This window comes from Streptococcus mitis (assembly GCF_000960005.1).
GTDB lineage: Bacteria > Bacillota > Bacilli > Lactobacillales > Streptococcaceae > Streptococcus > Streptococcus mitis_CK.
Window position 1 is genome coordinate 357,744 of the sequence record NZ_JYGP01000002.1, and the last position, 15,913, is coordinate 373,656.

15 protein-coding genes are annotated in these 15,913 nt (G+C 39.9%); 11 read left to right on the forward strand and 4 right to left on the reverse strand.

The features are described 5' to 3' along the window. Window positions 1–78 precede the first annotated feature (78 nt). The 8 genes from TZ90_RS03135 (at window position 79) to sufB (ending at window position 7,786) form a co-directional block, all read left to right on the forward strand. Window positions 79–576 (forward strand): GAF domain-containing protein, encoded by a 498-nt coding sequence (locus TZ90_RS03135; RefSeq protein WP_045611423.1) that lies wholly within the window; start codon window positions 79–81, stop codon window positions 574–576. Continuing rightward, on the forward strand, window positions 576–2,231 hold the full coding sequence (gene dnaX, locus TZ90_RS03140; RefSeq protein WP_045611424.1) for a DNA polymerase III subunit gamma/tau: 1,656 nt from the start codon (window positions 576–578) through the stop codon (window positions 2,229–2,231). The genes TZ90_RS03135 and dnaX overlap by 1 nt, the downstream gene beginning before the upstream one ends. Before the next feature lie 27 nt (window positions 2,232–2,258). Further along, window positions 2,259–2,453, forward strand: a complete 195-nt coding sequence (locus TZ90_RS03145; RefSeq protein WP_001081602.1) for a DUF3272 domain-containing protein — start codon at window positions 2,259–2,261, stop codon at window positions 2,451–2,453. Window positions 2,454–2,603: 150 nt separating this feature from the next. Further along, window positions 2,604–3,374, forward strand: a complete 771-nt coding sequence (gene sufC, locus TZ90_RS03150; RefSeq protein ID WP_000114489.1) for a Fe-S cluster assembly ATPase SufC — start codon at window positions 2,604–2,606, stop codon at window positions 3,372–3,374. 27 nt (window positions 3,375–3,401) lie between these two features. Further along, on the forward strand, window positions 3,402–4,664 hold the full coding sequence (gene sufD / locus TZ90_RS03155; protein WP_000159662.1) for a Fe-S cluster assembly protein SufD: 1,263 nt from the start codon (window positions 3,402–3,404) through the stop codon (window positions 4,662–4,664). 10 nt (window positions 4,665–4,674) lie between these two features. Then, a complete protein-coding gene (locus tag TZ90_RS03160) occupies window positions 4,675–5,901 on the forward strand; it encodes a cysteine desulfurase (protein ID WP_045611425.1) in 1,227 nt (408 codons plus the stop codon). Then, window positions 5,888–6,328 carry a Fe-S cluster assembly sulfur transfer protein SufU gene (sufU, locus tag TZ90_RS03165; RefSeq protein ID WP_045611426.1) on the forward strand — a complete coding sequence of 147 codons (441 nt, stop codon included), beginning with the start codon at window positions 5,888–5,890 and terminating at the stop codon, window positions 6,326–6,328. Before TZ90_RS03160 ends, sufU begins: the two co-directional genes overlap by 14 nt. A gap of 45 nt (window positions 6,329–6,373) precedes the next feature. Continuing rightward, window positions 6,374–7,786 carry a Fe-S cluster assembly protein SufB gene (sufB, locus tag TZ90_RS03170; protein WP_000797054.1) on the forward strand — a complete coding sequence of 471 codons (1,413 nt, stop codon included), beginning with the start codon at window positions 6,374–6,376 and terminating at the stop codon, window positions 7,784–7,786. A gap of 84 nt (window positions 7,787–7,870) precedes the next feature. Here sufB and pbp3 read toward each other — a convergent pair whose 3' ends face one another. Continuing rightward, the gene (gene pbp3, locus TZ90_RS03175; RefSeq protein ID WP_045611427.1) at window positions 7,871–9,112 is read right to left on the reverse strand and encodes a D-alanyl-D-alanine carboxypeptidase PBP3; all 1,242 of its coding nucleotides are present in this window, start codon (window positions 9,110–9,112) and stop codon (window positions 7,871–7,873) included. Window positions 9,113–9,214: 102 nt separating this feature from the next. Here pbp3 and TZ90_RS03180 point away from each other — a divergent pair, with 102 nt between their 5' ends. Next, complete coding sequence (locus TZ90_RS03180; RefSeq protein WP_045611429.1) at window positions 9,215–10,324, forward strand: AI-2E family transporter; 1,110 nt, start codon at window positions 9,215–9,217, stop codon at window positions 10,322–10,324. Window positions 10,325–10,530: 206 nt separating this feature from the next. After that, the gene (gene tuf, locus TZ90_RS03185) at window positions 10,531–11,727 is read left to right on the forward strand and encodes an elongation factor Tu (protein WP_001040726.1); all 1,197 of its coding nucleotides are present in this window, start codon (window positions 10,531–10,533) and stop codon (window positions 11,725–11,727) included. A gap of 318 nt (window positions 11,728–12,045) precedes the next feature. On the opposite strand, the gene TZ90_RS03190 is transcribed toward tuf, so the two are convergent. The 3 genes from TZ90_RS03190 to TZ90_RS03205 form a co-directional block, all read right to left on the reverse strand. After that, window positions 12,046–12,426, reverse strand: a complete 381-nt coding sequence (locus TZ90_RS03190; protein WP_223330095.1) for a hypothetical protein — start codon at window positions 12,424–12,426, stop codon at window positions 12,046–12,048. Window positions 12,427–12,961: 535 nt separating this feature from the next. After that, on the reverse strand, window positions 12,962–14,044 hold the full coding sequence (locus TZ90_RS03200; protein ID WP_045611430.1) for a DEAD/DEAH box helicase: 1,083 nt from the start codon (window positions 14,042–14,044) through the stop codon (window positions 12,962–12,964). Beyond that, window positions 14,041–15,018 (reverse strand): Gfo/Idh/MocA family protein, encoded by a 978-nt coding sequence (locus TZ90_RS03205; protein ID WP_045611433.1) that lies wholly within the window; start codon window positions 15,016–15,018, stop codon window positions 14,041–14,043. Before TZ90_RS03205 ends, TZ90_RS03200 begins: the two co-directional genes overlap by 4 nt. 141 nt (window positions 15,019–15,159) lie before the next feature. Here TZ90_RS03205 and TZ90_RS03210 point away from each other — a divergent pair, with 141 nt between their 5' ends. Beyond that, window positions 15,160–15,864: a YoaK family protein gene (locus TZ90_RS03210; RefSeq protein WP_080890721.1), complete on the forward strand. Its 705-nt coding sequence runs from the start codon at window positions 15,160–15,162 to the stop codon at window positions 15,862–15,864. Window positions 15,865–15,913: the final 49 nt, after the last annotated feature.

The following is a 15,913-nucleotide window of genomic DNA, read 5'->3' on the forward strand; positions in this document are numbered from 1 at the left end:
GAAAATTCACAAAATCCTTTGTTTACTAAACAAGGGATTTTTCTTTTGTCTGTAAGCCTTTTTTGATATAATAGTTCTATGTTAGAATCAGAAAAACAATCACGTTATCAAATGTTAAATGAGGAGTTCTCTTTTTTATTGGAAGGTGAAACCAATGTTTTGGCTAATCTTTCCAACGCCAGTGCTCTTCTAAAATCATGCTTTCCTAATACCGTATTTGCAGGCTTTTATCTGTTTGATGGAAAGGAATTGGTTTTAGGTCCTTTCCAAGGTGGTGTTTCCTGCATCCGTATTGCACTTGGAAAAGGTGTTTGTGGGGAGGCAGCTCACTTTCAGGAAACTGTTCTAGTTGGTGATGTAACAACTTATCCCAACTATATTTCTTGTGATAGTCGAGCTAAAAGTGAAATTGTTGTGCCGATGGTTAAGAATGGTCAATTACTTGGAGTTCTGGATCTGGATTCTTCAGAGATTGATGATTATGATGCTATGGATCGAGATTATTTGGAACAATTTGTCGCTATTTTGCTTGAAAAGACAGAATGGGACTTTACAATGTTTGGGGAGAAAGCCTAATGTATCAAGCACTTTATCGAAAATATAGAAGTCAAAACTTCTCCCAGTTGGTTGGACAGGAAGTTGTGGCTAAGACTCTTAAACAAGCAGTAGAGCAAGAGAAAATAAGTCATGCCTATCTTTTTTCTGGTCCACGGGGAACGGGAAAAACCAGTGTAGCCAAGATTTTTGCCAAAGCTATGAACTGTCCAAATCAAGTGGGTGGTGAACCTTGTAATAACTGCTATATTTGCCAAGCAGTGACAGATGGTAGTTTAGAAGATGTCATCGAAATGGATGCGGCCTCTAATAATGGGGTCGATGAAATCCGTGAAATTCGTGATAAATCTACCTATGCCCCTAGTCTTGCCCGCTATAAGGTTTATATCATAGATGAGGTTCACATGTTGTCTACAGGAGCTTTTAATGCCCTCCTAAAGACGTTAGAAGAGCCAACACAGAATGTGGTCTTTATTTTGGCTACTACTGAATTGCACAAGATTCCTGCTACGATTTTATCCCGTGTGCAACGTTTTGAATTTAAATCGATTAAGACACAGGATATTAAGGAACATATCCGCTATATCTTAGAAAAAGAAAATATCAGTTCTGAACCAGAGGCTGTGGAAATCATTGCCAGACGGGCTGAAGGTGGAATGCGAGATGCCTTGTCTATTTTGGATCAAGCCCTGAGTTTGACACAGGGAAACGAGTTGACGACTGCCATCTCTGAAGAAATTACTGGTACCATTAGCCTATCGGCCTTGGATGATTATGTGTCTGCCTTATCACAACAGGATGTTCCAAAGGCCCTAGCATGCTTGAATCTTCTTTTTGACAATGGTAAGAGTATGACTCGTTTTGTGACCGACCTTTTGCACTATTTAAGAGATTTGTTAATTGTTCAAACAGGTGGAGAAAACACTCATCATAGTCCAGTCTTTGTAGAAAATTTGACACTTCCTCAAGAAAATCTGTTTGAAATGATTCGCTTGGCGACAGTCAGTTTAGCAGATATTAAGTCTAGTTTGCAGCCTAAGATTTATGCTGAGATGATGACCATTCGTTTGGCAGAGATTAAGCCTGAACCAGCTCTTTCTGGGGAAGTTGAACATGAAATTTCTGCATTGAGACAGGAAGTTGCGCGTCTCAAAGAAGAACTCGCAAATGTGGGAACTGTAGCTAAGCCAACAAATCCAGCTCCTAGTCGTCCAACAGCAGGCAAAACAGTCTATCGTGTGGATCGCAATAAGGTTCAATCTATCTTACAAGAGGCCGTTGAAAATCCTGATTTAGCACGTCAAAATCTGATTCGCTTGCAGAATGCCTGGGGAGAGGTGATTGAAAGTCTTGGAGGTCCTGATAAGGCTCTGCTAGTTGGTTCTCAACCGGTTGCAGCCAATGAACACCATGCTATTCTTGCTTTTGAATCTAACTTCAATGCTGGTCAAACCATGAAACGGGACAATCTCAACACCATGTTTGGTAACATCCTCAGTCAGGCAGCAGGTTTTTCACCTGAGATTTTAGCCATTTCCATGGAGGAATGGAAAGAAGTTCGCGCAGCCTTTTCAGTTAAAGCCAAATCTTCTCAAACTGAAAAAGAAGCAGAAGAAAGCCTGATTCCAGAAGGATTTGAATTTTTGGCTGATAAAGTGAAGGTAGAGGAAGACTAAAGAAAGATTTCATGATACAATAAGTTTATGAATAGACAACAATTTATCATCATCGCGCTGTTTACAGCTGCTGAGACCTATTTTTTCAATGAAGCCTGGATGACTGGTCGCTATATTATGGCAGCCTTTTGGGCCATTTTGCTCTTTAGAAATTTCCGAGTTAGTTACTTGATGGGCAAGATTGTAGATGTCATTGACCAGCATTTAAAAGGAAAAGACTAGTCCTCAGCTTCTAGACAAAATCAAAGCCTTTTAGGCTTTTTTTTGTTATACTATAAAAGTATATTTATTGACCTTTTACCGTATTTTCTAGGGAAATCAAGTATGTTTCTAGTAAGCACTGTAAAGGTCTTGAAAAAGAAAGGAATTATCATGTCAGTATTAGAGATCAAAGATCTTCACGTTGAGATTGAAGGAAAAGAAATTTTAAAAGGGGTTAACCTGACCCTGAAAACAGGAGAAATCGCCGCTATCATGGGACCAAATGGTACTGGTAAATCGACTCTTTCTGCCGCTATCATGGGAAATCCAAACTATGAAGTTACCAAAGGTGAAGTCTTGTTTGATGGCGTCAACATCCTTGAGTTGGAAGTGGACGAGCGTGCGCGTATGGGACTTTTCCTTGCTATGCAATACCCATCAGAAATTCCTGGTATTACTAACGCTGAGTTTCTTCGTGCAGCCATGAATGCTGGTAAAGAAGATGATGAAAAAATTTCAGTTCGCGAGTTCATCACTAAGCTAGATGAAAAAATGGAATTGCTCAACATGAAAGAAGAAATGGCTGAGCGTTACCTCAACGAAGGTTTCTCTGGTGGTGAGAAAAAACGTAATGAGATTCTTCAACTTTTGATGTTGGAACCAACTTTTGCCCTTTTGGATGAGATTGACTCTGGTCTTGATATTGATGCCCTTAAAGTTGTTTCTAAAGGTGTTAATGCTATGCGTGGTGAAGGCTTTGGTGCTATGATTATCACTCACTACCAACGTCTTTTGAACTACATCACACCTGATGTGGTACACGTCATGATGGAAGGTCGTGTTGTCCTTTCTGGTGGTCCAGAATTGGCTGCGCGTTTGGAACGTGAAGGATACGCAAAACTAGCTGAAGAACTTGGCTATGACTACAAGGAAGAATTGTAATTCCCTCGTGTCTTTTAGGAGAAGTAAATGACTAAAGAAAATATTAAACTTTTTTCAGAAATGCACGCTGAACCAAGCTGGTTGGCTGATCTCCGTCAAAAAGCTTTTGACAAGATTGAGACTTTGGAATTACCAGTTATTGAGCGTGTCAAATTCCACCGTTGGAATCTGGGTGATGGAACGATTACAGAAAACGAGCCATCAGCAAATGTTCCAGATTTCACAGCTCTAGATAATCACTTGAAATTGGTTCAAGTAGGAACTCAAACTGTTTTTGAGCAAACTCCAGTTGAGTTGGCTGAACAGGGTGTTGTCTTTACAGATTTCCATTCAGCTTTAGAAGAAATTCCAGAGCTGATCGAAGAATTCTTCATGTCATCTGTTAAGTATGACGATGACAAGTTGGCAGCCTACCACACAGCTTATTTCAACAGTGGTGCTGTTCTCTATATTCCTGATAATGTTGAGATTAAAGAACCAATCGAAGGAATTTTCTACCAAGACAGCGATAGCGATGTGCCGTTTAACAAGCATATTATGATTATCGCTGGTAAGAACAGTAAGATTAGCTATTTGGAACGTTTGGAATCTCGTGGTGAGGGTAGTGCGAAAGCAACTGCCAATATCACAGTAGAAGTGATTGCACGTTCTGGTGCTCAAGTGAAGTTTGCTGCGATTGACCGTCTAGGTGAAAACGTCACTGCTTACATTAGCCGTCGTGGTAAATTAGGCAACGATGCAAGCATTGACTGGGCGATTGGTGTTATGAACGAAGGAAACGTCGTTGCTGACTTTGATAGCGACTTGATTGGTAATGGTAGTCATGCTGACCTTAAAGTGGTAGCTCTTTCAAGTGGTCGTCAGGTACAAGGGATTGATACCCGCGTAACCAACTATGGCTGCAACTCAATCGGAAATATCCTACAACATGGAGTTATTCTTGAAAAAGCAACCTTGACCTTCAACGGTATCGGGCACATTATCAAGGGGGCTAAGGGAGCAGATGCGCAACAAGAGAGCCGTGTTCTTATGCTGTCAGACCAAGCGCGTTCAGATGCCAATCCAATTCTTTTGATTGATGAAAATGACGTTACTGCAGGTCACGCGGCTTCTATCGGTCAGGTGGATCCAGAAGATATGTACTACCTCATGAGCCGTGGCTTGGACAAGGCGACTGCTGAGCGTTTGGTTGTTCGTGGTTTCCTTGGATCCGTTATCGTTGAAATTCCAGTCAAGGAAGTTCGTGATGAAATGATTGCAACAATCGAAGAAAAATTGTCAAAACGCTAAGGGGAAGCCTATGTTAGATGTAGAAGCGATTCGCAAGGATTTTCCAATTTTAGACCAGATTGTTAATGATGAACCATTGGTTTATTTGGACAATGCTGCGACGACACAAAAACCACTAGCTGTTCTTGAAACGATTAACCGCTACTATGAGCAGGACAATGCCAATGTTCATCGTGGGGTTCATACCTTGGCGGAGCGAGCGACTGCTTCCTATGAAGCTGCTCGTGAAACCATTGGTAAGTTTATCAATGCAGGCTCAACAAAGGAAGTTCTCTTTACCAGAGGAACGACAACCAGTCTGAACTGGGTAGCGCGTTATGCTGAGGAAGTCTTGACTGAGGGAGACCAGGTCTTGATTTCCGTCATGGAACACCATTCCAATATCATTCCTTGGCAGGAAGCCTGCCGCAAGACTGGAGCGGAGCTTGTCTATGTTTATCTCAAAGACGGATCTCTGGATATGGCTGACTTGCAGGTCAAATTAACTGACAAGGTCAAGTTTGTTTCGTTAGCTCACGCCTCAAATGTTCTTGGTGTGGTCAATCCAATCAAAGAAATTACTCAATTGGCCCACCAAGTGGGAGCTATCATGGTGGTGGATGGTGCTCAATCTACGCCTCATATGACGATTGATGTCCAGGATTTGGATGTGGACTTCTTTGCCTTTTCGGGTCACAAGATGGCGGGTCCAACTGGTATTGGTGTTCTTTACGGTAAAGAAAAGTATCTAGAACAAATGTCACCAGTAGAATTTGGTGGTGAGATGATTGATTTTGTCTATGAGCAATCTGCTAGTTGGAAGGAATTGCCTTGGAAATTCGAGGCAGGAACTCCTAACATGGCTGGTGCAATTGGACTTGCTGCGGCAGTGGATTATCTAGAAAAGATTGGTATGGATGCCATTGAAGCCCATGAACAGGAACTGATTGCATACGTCTATCCAAAACTGCAGGCGATTGAAGGATTGACTATTTACGGTTCGCAGGACTTGGCTCAACGTTCAGGTGTCATTGCCTTTAACCTAGGTGATCTTCATCCGCACGACCTTGCGACTGCTTTGGATTATGAAGGAGTGGCTGTTCGAGCAGGTCACCATTGCGCTCAACCCTTGCTCCAGTATTTGGATGTTCCAGCGACAGCTCGTGCAAGTTTTTATATCTACAATACCAAGGCAGATTGCGACAAGCTAGTCGATGCCTTACAAAAGACAAAGGAGTTTTTCAATGGCACTTTCTAAACTAGATAGCCTTTATATGGCAGTGGTAGCGGACCATTCGAAAAATCCACATCACCAAGGGAAGTTGGAAGATGCTGAGCAAATCAGTCTCAACAATCCGACCTGTGGAGATGTTATCAATCTCTCTGTCAAGTTTGATGTAGATGACCGTTTGGAGGATATCGCTTTTCTAAACTCGGGTTGTACTATCTCAACTGCCTCTGCTAGCATGATGACAGATGCGGTTTTAGGAAAAACCAAACAAGAAATTTTAGAGCTTGCAACTATTTTTTCTGAAATGGTTCAAGGGCAAAAAGATGAACGCCAAGACCAACTAGGCGATGCAGCTTTCTTGTCAGGTGTTGCCAAATTCCCTCAACGAATTAAGTGTGCAACCCTAGCTTGGAATGCCCTGAAGAAAACAATTGAAAATCAAGAAAATCAGTAAGACAAGTTTCTTTTGTCTTATGAATCAGTAGAAAGAAAGGATATTATGGCTGAAGAAAGAGTAGAACCAAAACCAATTGACCTTGGTGAATATAAATTTGGTTTCCATGATGATGTAGAGCCTGTCCTATCGACAGGAAAAGGATTGAATGAAGATGTCATTCGTGAACTATCAGCTGCTAAGGGAGAACCTGAGTGGATGCTAGAATTCCGTTTGAAGTCTTATGAAACCTTCAAAAAAATGCCCATGCAAACTTGGGGAGCGGACTTGTCAGAGATTGATTTTGATGACTTGATCTACTACCAAAAACCATCTGATAAACCAGCTCGTTCATGGGATGAAGTTCCCGAAAAAATCAAAGAAACCTTTGAACGTATCGGGATTCCTGAAGCTGAGCGTGCTTATCTAGCCGGTGCTTCTGCCCAGTACGAGTCAGAAGTGGTTTACCACAACATGAAGGAAGAGTTCCAGAAATTGGGGATTATCTTTACAGATACAGATTCTGCCCTCAAGGAATACCCAGACTTATTTAAACAATACTTCGCTAAGTTGGTACCGCCGACAGATAACAAGTTGGCTGCCCTTAACTCAGCAGTATGGTCTGGTGGAACCTTTATCTACGTACCAAAAGGGGTCAAGGTAGATATTCCTCTTCAAACTTACTTCCGTATCAACAACGAAAATACTGGTCAGTTTGAACGTACCTTGATTATTGTTGATGAGGGAGCAAGTGTCCATTATGTAGAAGGATGTACAGCGCCAACTTATTCAAGTAACAGCTTGCATGCTGCCATCGTAGAAATTTTTGCCTTAGATGGTGCTTATATGCGTTATACGACTATCCAAAACTGGTCTGATAATGTCTATAACTTGGTAACCAAACGTGCTAAAGCTCAAAAAGATGCCACTGTTGAGTGGATTGATGGTAACTTGGGTGCAAAGACTACCATGAAATACCCATCTGTTTACCTTGATGGAGAAGGGGCGCGTGGTACCATGCTCTCTATCGCTTTTGCCAATGCAGGGCAACACCAGGATACTGGAGCTAAGATGATCCACAACGCTCCACATACAAGCTCGTCTATCGTGTCTAAATCCATCGCTAAAGGTGGAGGAAAGGTTGACTATCGTGGACAAGTAACCTTTAATAAAAACTCTAAGAAATCTGTCTCTCACATCGAGTGTGATACCATTATCATGGATGACTTGTCGGCATCAGATACCATTCCGTTTAACGAAATTCACAACTCACAAGTCGCTTTGGAACACGAAGCTAAGGTATCTAAGATTTCAGAAGAGCAACTCTATTACCTCATGAGCCGTGGATTGTCAGAATCAGAAGCGACAGAAATGATTGTTATGGGATTTGTAGAGCCCTTCACAAAAGAACTTCCAATGGAATATGCAGTTGAGCTGAACCGCTTGATTAGCTATGAAATGGAAGGGTCAGTTGGGTAAAATTTGTTTTTAGATTTACCCCCAATCAAGGATCTTGAAGATGAACTTGTAACAAAAAAATCGCGGTTTAAAATCGCGATTTTTTTATAATTTTTCGTTGATGAAGCGGATAAACTGATTCCACCAAACTTTTAAGAAGAAGGCTTTTTCAACTTTCTTTTCTGCTACCATTTCAAAACTAGGACGTTCTGTAGTGATGTAACCTTGACCAATCAAATCATTGTCTTCATAAGTCAAATGTCCAACCACTGTTCCGGCTTCAAGTGGTGCTGGGATTGCTTTAGAATCAGGTGTGAATTGAATTGTTTGGGACGATTGTCCCCCAACACGTTCAATTAGAGAGATATCATCTTTGGCAACGGCAGTGACTGTATCTTCTTTTCCATCTTGTACAGGGGCTTTACTATCTTGATAGGCATCACCTTTCTGAACGATTTTGCGAAGTGTGAATGTAGAAGAGATATAATCCATTAGTGAAGAAGTAGCTGTGAAGCGAGCGTAAGGATTATTGTCTTGATGATCTGCATTCAAAACAACTGTGATGACCCTCATCCCTTTTTCGACAGTAGTACCAACAAAAGATTCTCCAGCTTTGTCTGTTGTTCCTGTCTTAAGGCCATCAAAACCACCGCGGTAAGCAGGCATGCCTTCTAACATGTAGTTGGTTGAAGTGATTGTCATTCCAGCAAAAGTAGAAGAAGGTTTTTTCGTGATTTCCAAGACTTGTGGGTATTTTTTGATGAGATTGCGAGCAACGATAGCGACATCATAAGCACTGAGCTTATTTTCCTCATCTTTTTTAGATCCTGGGTAAATATTATCCCCTAGAGTCTCATTGTTAAGACCAGTCGTATTGACAACAGTGGCATCCTGAATTCCCCATTCTAAGAGTTTTGCCCGCATCATATCGACGAAATCTTTTTCTGAGCCAGCAATTTTCTCAGCTAGGGCAATAGCCGCACTGTTGGCACTAGATACCAGTGTTGCTTCAAGTAGTTGTTCGACGGTATAATTACGAGCCTCCATAGGAACGTTACTCGCTTCAGAATTTGTCGTTAATTTGTATGGATAATCAGAGATATCTACCGGAGTTGATAGTGTAATACTGCCGTTTTCCAAGGCTTCATAGACAAGATAAACAGTAATTAACTTTGTGATTGAAGCAATTTCAACTGGCTGGGTTGCATCTTTCTCATAGAGAATTTTACCAGTATTTGCCTCAACGGCAATTGCATGTTTAGCAGCAATATTAAAATCTTGAGCAGCAACAGTAGATGCTGAGCCAATAACGGAAAGGCTTAAAAGAGTTAAAATTATTTTTTTCATAGTAAGTTTATTCTATCATAAAGAAAAAAATATTCCCAGTTTCATGATATAAGAAAGAAGCTTTTTTGAAAGTGTGGTAAAATAGATGAATGGAGGTACCTCATGTTTCGTAAGAATAAATTATTTTTTTGGACCAGTGAGATTTTACTATTAACCATTATCTTTTATTTATGGAGAGAGATGGGAGCGATTATTACACCTTTTGTAAGCGTCGCAAACACTATAATGATTCCCTTTCTTTTAGGTGGTTTTTTATATTACTTGACCAATCCTATTGTAAATTTTTTACAAAAGTATTTCAAAATTAACCGTATCATTGGTATTCTACTAACCTTGTGTGCCTTGGTCTGGGGTATAGTTATTGGGGTCGTTTATCTTTTACCGATTTTGATTAATCAGCTGACAAGTTTGATTGCTACAAGTCAGACAATCTACAGTCGTCTGCAAGATTTGATTATCGATTTATCCACTTATCCAGCCTTTCAAAATTTAGATATTCAAGCGACTATTCAACAGTTAAATCTCTCTTATGTAGATATTCTACAGAATATCCTAAATAGTGTAACGAATAGTGTTGGAAGTGTCTTATCTGCGCTCTTTAGTACTGTTTTGATTATTATCATGACACCTGTATTTTTAATTTATTTTTTGTTAGATGGCCACAAATTCTTGCCGATGCTTGAGCGTACTGTTTTAAAGCGAGATAAGTTGCATATTACAGGTCTTTTAAAAAATTTGAATGCTACAATCGCTCGATATATTAGTGGAGTTGCCATTGATGCGATTATTATTGGTTGTTTGGCTTTTATCGGATATAGCGTAATCGGTTTGAAATACGCTTTGGTCTTCGCTATCTTTTCAGGATTAGCCAATCTCATTCCTTATGTAGGCCCAAGTATTGGTCTGATTCCGATGATTATCGCAAATGTCTTTACTGATCCCCATAGAATGCTGATTGCAGTTATTTATATGCTGATTATTCAACAAGTGGATGGAAATATCCTCTACCCTCGAATCGTTGGTGGAGTGATGAAAGTCCATCCAATTACGATTTTAGTATTACTTTTGTTATCAAGTAATATCTATGGTGTCATTGGTATGATTGTTGCAGTACCAACCTATTCTATCTTAAAAGAAATTTCTAAGTTTTTATCACGTTTGTATGAAAATCATAAAATAATGAAAGAACGAGAAAGACAATTAGCTAAGTAAAAGTCAGGATATTCCTGATTTTTCTTTTTCATTAAAGAAGTGATGGGAGTAGAAATACCGTTTAGATTAGCAGATTAAGAATAATTCACAAAAACTTTGTAAAACACTTGCAATTTAGCTGAAATTTGATAAAATAGTAAGGAAAGTTAGACTGTATTGCCTACTGTCTATCTATAAAATATATTTTATTGGAGGCTTTTACTCAAATGGCAAAAGAAAAATACGATCGTAGTAAACCACACGTTAACATTGGTACTATCGGACACGTTGACCACGGTAAAACTACCCTAACTGCAGCTATCACAACTGTTTTGGCACGTCGCTTGCCTTCATCAGTTAACCAACCTAAAGACTATGCGTCTATCGATGCTGCTCCAGAAGAACGCGAACGCGGTATCACTATCAACACTGCGCACGTTGAGTACGAAACTGAAAAACGTCACTACGCTCACATCGACGCTCCAGGACACGCGGACTACGTTAAAAACATGATCACTGGTGCCGCTCAAATGGACGGAGCTATCCTTGTAGTAGCTTCAACTGACGGACCAATGCCACAAACTCGTGAGCACATCCTTCTTTCACGTCAGGTTGGTGTTAAACACCTTATCGTCTTCATGAACAAAGTTGACTTGGTTGACGACGAAGAATTGCTTGAATTGGTTGAAATGGAAATCCGTGACCTATTGTCAGAATACGACTTCCCAGGTGACGATCTTCCAGTTATCCAAGGTTCAGCTCTTAAAGCTCTTGAAGGTGACACTAAATACGAAGACATCGTTATGGAATTGATGAACACAGTTGATGAGTACATCCCAGAACCAGAACGTGACACTGACAAACCATTGCTTCTTCCAGTCGAAGATGTATTCTCAATCACTGGACGTGGTACAGTTGCTTCAGGACGTATCGACCGTGGTATCGTTAAAGTCAACGACGAAATCGAAATCGTTGGTATCAAAGAAGAAACTCAAAAAGCAGTTGTTACTGGTGTTGAAATGTTCCGTAAACAACTTGACGAAGGTCTTGCCGGAGATAACGTAGGTGTCCTTCTTCGTGGTGTTCAACGTGATGAAATCGAACGTGGACAAGTTATCGCTAAACCAGGTTCAATCAACCCACACACTAAATTCAAAGGTGAAGTCTACATCCTTACTAAAGAAGAAGGTGGACGTCACACTCCATTCTTCAACAACTACCGTCCACAATTCTACTTCCGTACTACTGACGTTACAGGTTCAATCGAACTTCCAGCAGGTACTGAAATGGTAATGCCTGGTGATAACGTGACAATCGACGTTGAGTTGATCCACCCAATCGCCGTAGAACAAGGTACTACATTCTCTATCCGTGAGGGTGGACGTACTGTTGGTTCAGGTATGGTTACAGAAATCGAAGCTTAATTCGATTTAGTTCCCAGAAGAACAATTATTTAAGTCAGACACTAAAAGAATCTTGCTTTGCAAGGTTCTTTTTTTAAAAAAATAAAAAGATAGACCTGATAAAGTCCAGATCCATCTAATAAGTTATTTTCAAGTGACTAGTTCGCTCCAAACACTAACATTCGATATAGTAGAGGTTTCACCAGCTGGAACCCATTTGTTAGTTCCTAAGTATCTAACTTCTAGTTTACGAACATTTACTATGTAAGATGCTTTTAGCCTGATGTAACCATAAGTGTAGGGTGGTACGTTATGGGATACTGAGTGATTTAAACTAAGTCAAAATCCAGACTCAGGAGCAGAAAAGCTAACAGCTGCACTTAAAGTTAGGGTAGCTCCAGCTTTTCCACCATAAGCAGTTGAACTTAGAGATCCTGATGTAGCGCTGCTCTTATAAGAGTGAGAGGAGCTAGTTCTATAGTCTGCAACACCAGTTGCATTAGAACGAGTCTGATACGTAGATTTAGACTCTAAATAGGCGTCTCTAAGTTCAGTCGTATAAAATGACAATAACTCTCCTGTGTTGATATCTTTTACAACACGATTAGATACAATTTCATAATTTGTGCAAGGATAGACATCAGCAAAAACCGTAGATGTTGTGACTAAGAAAAATAGATTTGATAGAACAGAGAAAAACAATAATTTCAATTTAATCATAAAAAAATGTCTATTCTTCATGATCAAAAGATTATTTTTTCAATCCTTTGAAAGTCATAATGCAACCCGAAAGGATACTGAGAGTTCCTATAGGTCTCCAATATAGCTGCCAAAAGAATAAATTTATTCTTCCTTTCAGTGTCTCATCGGGTCCAGCATAATAGGGGTTGATGTGAAATAATAAAAAACCAAAACATAAAACTATGATTCCGGTTAAGAATAAAATGTCCTTATTTACTTTCCTCATAAAATCTCCTTTTATTTAATTTTAAGCGTTTTCTATTATTAGTATACGTCAAAAAAATAAAAAAACAAGTCTATTTATTTATTAATTTATATGGTATAATAAAATAGTTGGAGAGTTTTTTTACTACGAATCTTATGTAGTTTTACAAAAAAGAGGCTAGATAAAAACTCAATTTTAGGAGAAAATGAAGTAAAATTTCCCACAATAAAACGCATAATATCAAGGTTCAATACCTGATATTATGCGTTTTTGATTTTAAAGACTTTTTGCCCAGCCTCAATGAGGGCTTTATTTTACATAGAGTTCTTGATTTTTTAGGACAATTTCTCGTACACTTGCAAACTTCTTAAGTTTTTTGATTTCTTCTGGATGAGTGACGAGAGTGATAACATAGCCGTCTTTACCCATACGGCCAGTACGTCCAGCACGGTGAGTGTAGGTTTCAATATCTCTAGGAACATCAAAGTTTACGACGCATTCTAGGCTATCGATATCAATTCCACGAGCCAAAAGGTCAGTTGCAAGGAGTAGGGTTAGTTGCTTATCTTTAAATTTTTCTAAGATGACTTTTCTAAATTTGACATTAACATCACTAGCGAGGGAAACAGCCAAGATATCACGATACTGTAATTTTTCTTCTGCACTTCCAAGGTCTGATAGGCTGTTAAAGAAGACCAGACCACGGAAATCCTCAACATGAGCCAGTTTTCGTAGCATATCCACTCGGTGACGTTGATCTACCTGCATATAGAAATGTTGGATGTTGTCCAATTTTTGGTCAGAAAGATCAATGGTACGTGTGTTAGGCGCAATCTTTTCTTGGTCAAACTTGGTCGTCGCACTCATGTAGATGAGTTGGTGGTCACGCGGTGCGTAGTGAGTGATTTTCTCAACAAAATGAATTTGAGAATCATCAAGCAATTGGTCAAATTCATCCAGGATGATGGTTTCTACGTTCATCATCTTGATTTTTTTCAATTTAATCAGTTCAAAGATACGGCCAGGGGTTCCAATCAGAATTTCTGGTCCTTTTTTTAGGCGTTCAATCTGTCGTTTCTGACTCGAACCTGATAAGAAGAGTTGGGCAGTTAAGCCGATAGCTTCAGCCCACGTTTTACATACATCAAAAATCTGTCCAGCAAGCTCAGTATTTGGTGCTAGAATCAAGAGTTGTTGGGCTTTTTTCTTTTGTAGTCTGAGAAGACTTGGTAGAAGGTAAGCTAGGGTCTTACCAGTTCCTGTTGGGCTCACTCCTAGGAGGTTTTCTCCAGCAAGAAGGGGCTCAAATAGTTGAGTTTGAATGGGGGTGAATTCTTGGAAACCGAGTTGGTCACTCAGTTCTTGCCATTCAGTCGGTAGTTTGGTTTTCATTTTTCTGCCTCAAATCTAATGCCAGCAGTCTGGCGCATAGTATATAGTAGCTCATGAACTGAACTTGCATCTTCCAGCCAAGTTTGGTAGAGATTCAGATCTGGTTGCTGGATCATGTGTGCAAATGCAGCGACTTCCTCAGTCATCGTATGAGGAGCCTGTTGGATAGGGAGTTGGACTTGATTGCCTTGATGGTCGGTAAAAATAGCTGAGCTGACATGTTCGATGGTGTTGAGCGTCAAGGTTCCATCTGTTGTATAAATTTCGCAAGGAAGATTGGAAGTGATGTTTTTTCCAGCCTTGATATGAACTTGAAAGTCAGGGTAGAAGAGGATTCCGTCTCCATTTAGGTCAATGCTATTGTTAAGCTGTTGAGCCTGATAGGTTGCATCCTTAGCTTTTTCAAAGAGACGAACGGCAGCGTAGAGAGGATAAATCCCCAAATCCATAAGCGCTCCACCAGCAAAACGATCTGAAAAGACATTTGGTATCAGTCCAGCCAACAAGTTAGGCATTTTGGAAGAATACTTGGCATAGTTGAAATCTGCTCCCAAAATTTGTTTGTCTGCTAAAAAGTTTTTGATGACAGTGAAAGCTTTTTCATGGTAATTGCGAGCTGCTTCGAATATTAAACAGTGATTTTTCTCAGCTGTATGTCTCAAATCTAGCCATTCTTGTGGCTGAGTGACGGCTGGCTTTTCAAGAATGACATGTTTACCTACAGTCAATGCAGCTTTTGCCTGAGCAAAATGCAAGGAGTTTGGGCTAGCAATATAGACCACATCAAAGGAGCTCTTGAAGAAGTCCTCTACTTGATCAAAGAGTTGGATATTCTGATAGCGAGAAGCAAAGGTTGCCGCAGTTTCTAGTTTTCTAGAATAGACTGCGACCAGCTTGTATTCTTCACTGGAATGGGCTGCTTCTATGAAGTGGTGGCTGATAGCCCCTGTTCCGATGACACCTAATTTAAGCATAGTTACTCCTTTTCCGATTTCAAATCCTTCTTTCATTATAACATAGATAGACGGGACTATCCAACAGAGGGTAAAAAATTTCAAATAAGCTACTAGGTCTTTTTAAAAGAAAGTGGTACAATAATGAGACGAGTAAATGAAATGGGAGGGAAAATGAGGTTGTTACCTATAAGAAAAATATCACGTCAGTCTAAGAGGCTAGCGCTTTTTTTGACTTTTTGTGCAGGATATGTAGATGCCTATACGTTTATTGTGCGAGGGAATACTCTTGTAGCTGGACAAACTGGGAATGTCGTCTTTCTATCAGTGGGGCTCATTCAACACAATGTGTCAGATGCCAGTGCCAAAGTAATGACTTTACTAGCTTTTATGATGGGAGTCTTTTTACTAACGATTTATAAGGAAAAATTGAGAATTGTGAAAAAGCCAATTCTGTCACTGATTCCTTTGGCAATCTTATCAATCATTATTGGTTTTGTGCCGAAAACTGTAGATAATATCTATCTAGTACCGCCATTAGCCTTTTGTATGGGCTTGGTGACAACTGCTTTTGGTGAGGTTTCGGGTATTGCCTACAATAATGCCTTTATGACAGGGAATATCAAACGGACCATGCTGGCTTTTGGGGATTATTTCCGGACCAAGCACACTCCTTTTTTACGTGAAGGGATTATCTTTGTAAGCCTGCTTAGTAGTTTTGTCCTTGGCGTTGTCTTTTCAGCCTATTTGACGATTTTCTATCATGAAAAGACCATTCTTGGTGTTCCTATTATGATGAGCATTTTTTACCTCAGCATGCTTTTTGCCAAGTGGCGGAAAAAAGTAAAAGAAAAAGCTTCATTTTAGGTGTTATTACTTGTAAGAAAATAGGAGATATGCTATACTTGAAGAGTTG

Coding starts and splice junctions, on each gene's coding strand:
- TZ90_RS03135 (WP_045611423.1), top strand. CDS start 79: ATGTTAGAATCAGAAAAACAATCACGTTATCAAATGTTAAATGAGGAG.
- dnaX (WP_045611424.1), top strand. CDS start 576: ATGTATCAAGCACTTTATCGAAAATATAGAAGTCAAAACTTCTCCCAG.
- TZ90_RS03145 (WP_001081602.1), top strand. CDS start 2,259: ATGAATAGACAACAATTTATCATCATCGCGCTGTTTACAGCTGCTGAG.
- sufC (WP_000114489.1), top strand. CDS start 2,604: ATGTCAGTATTAGAGATCAAAGATCTTCACGTTGAGATTGAAGGAAAA.
- sufD (WP_000159662.1), top strand. CDS start 3,402: ATGACTAAAGAAAATATTAAACTTTTTTCAGAAATGCACGCTGAACCA.
- TZ90_RS03160 (WP_045611425.1), top strand. CDS start 4,675: ATGTTAGATGTAGAAGCGATTCGCAAGGATTTTCCAATTTTAGACCAG.
- sufU (WP_045611426.1), top strand. CDS start 5,888: ATGGCACTTTCTAAACTAGATAGCCTTTATATGGCAGTGGTAGCGGAC.
- sufB (WP_000797054.1), top strand. CDS start 6,374: ATGGCTGAAGAAAGAGTAGAACCAAAACCAATTGACCTTGGTGAATAT.
- pbp3 (WP_045611427.1), bottom strand. CDS start 9,112: ATGAAAAAAATAATTTTAACTCTTTTAAGCCTTTCCGTTATTGGCTCA.
- TZ90_RS03180 (WP_045611429.1), top strand. CDS start 9,215: ATGTTTCGTAAGAATAAATTATTTTTTTGGACCAGTGAGATTTTACTA.
- tuf (WP_001040726.1), top strand. CDS start 10,531: ATGGCAAAAGAAAAATACGATCGTAGTAAACCACACGTTAACATTGGT.
- TZ90_RS03190 (WP_223330095.1), bottom strand. CDS start 12,426: ATGATTAAATTGAAATTATTGTTTTTCTCTGTTCTATCAAATCTATTT.
- TZ90_RS03200 (WP_045611430.1), bottom strand. CDS start 14,044: ATGAAAACCAAACTACCGACTGAATGGCAAGAACTGAGTGACCAACTC.
- TZ90_RS03205 (WP_045611433.1), bottom strand. CDS start 15,018: ATGCTTAAATTAGGTGTCATCGGAACAGGGGCTATCAGCCACCACTTC.
- TZ90_RS03210 (WP_080890721.1), top strand. CDS start 15,160: ATGGGAGGGAAAATGAGGTTGTTACCTATAAGAAAAATATCACGTCAG.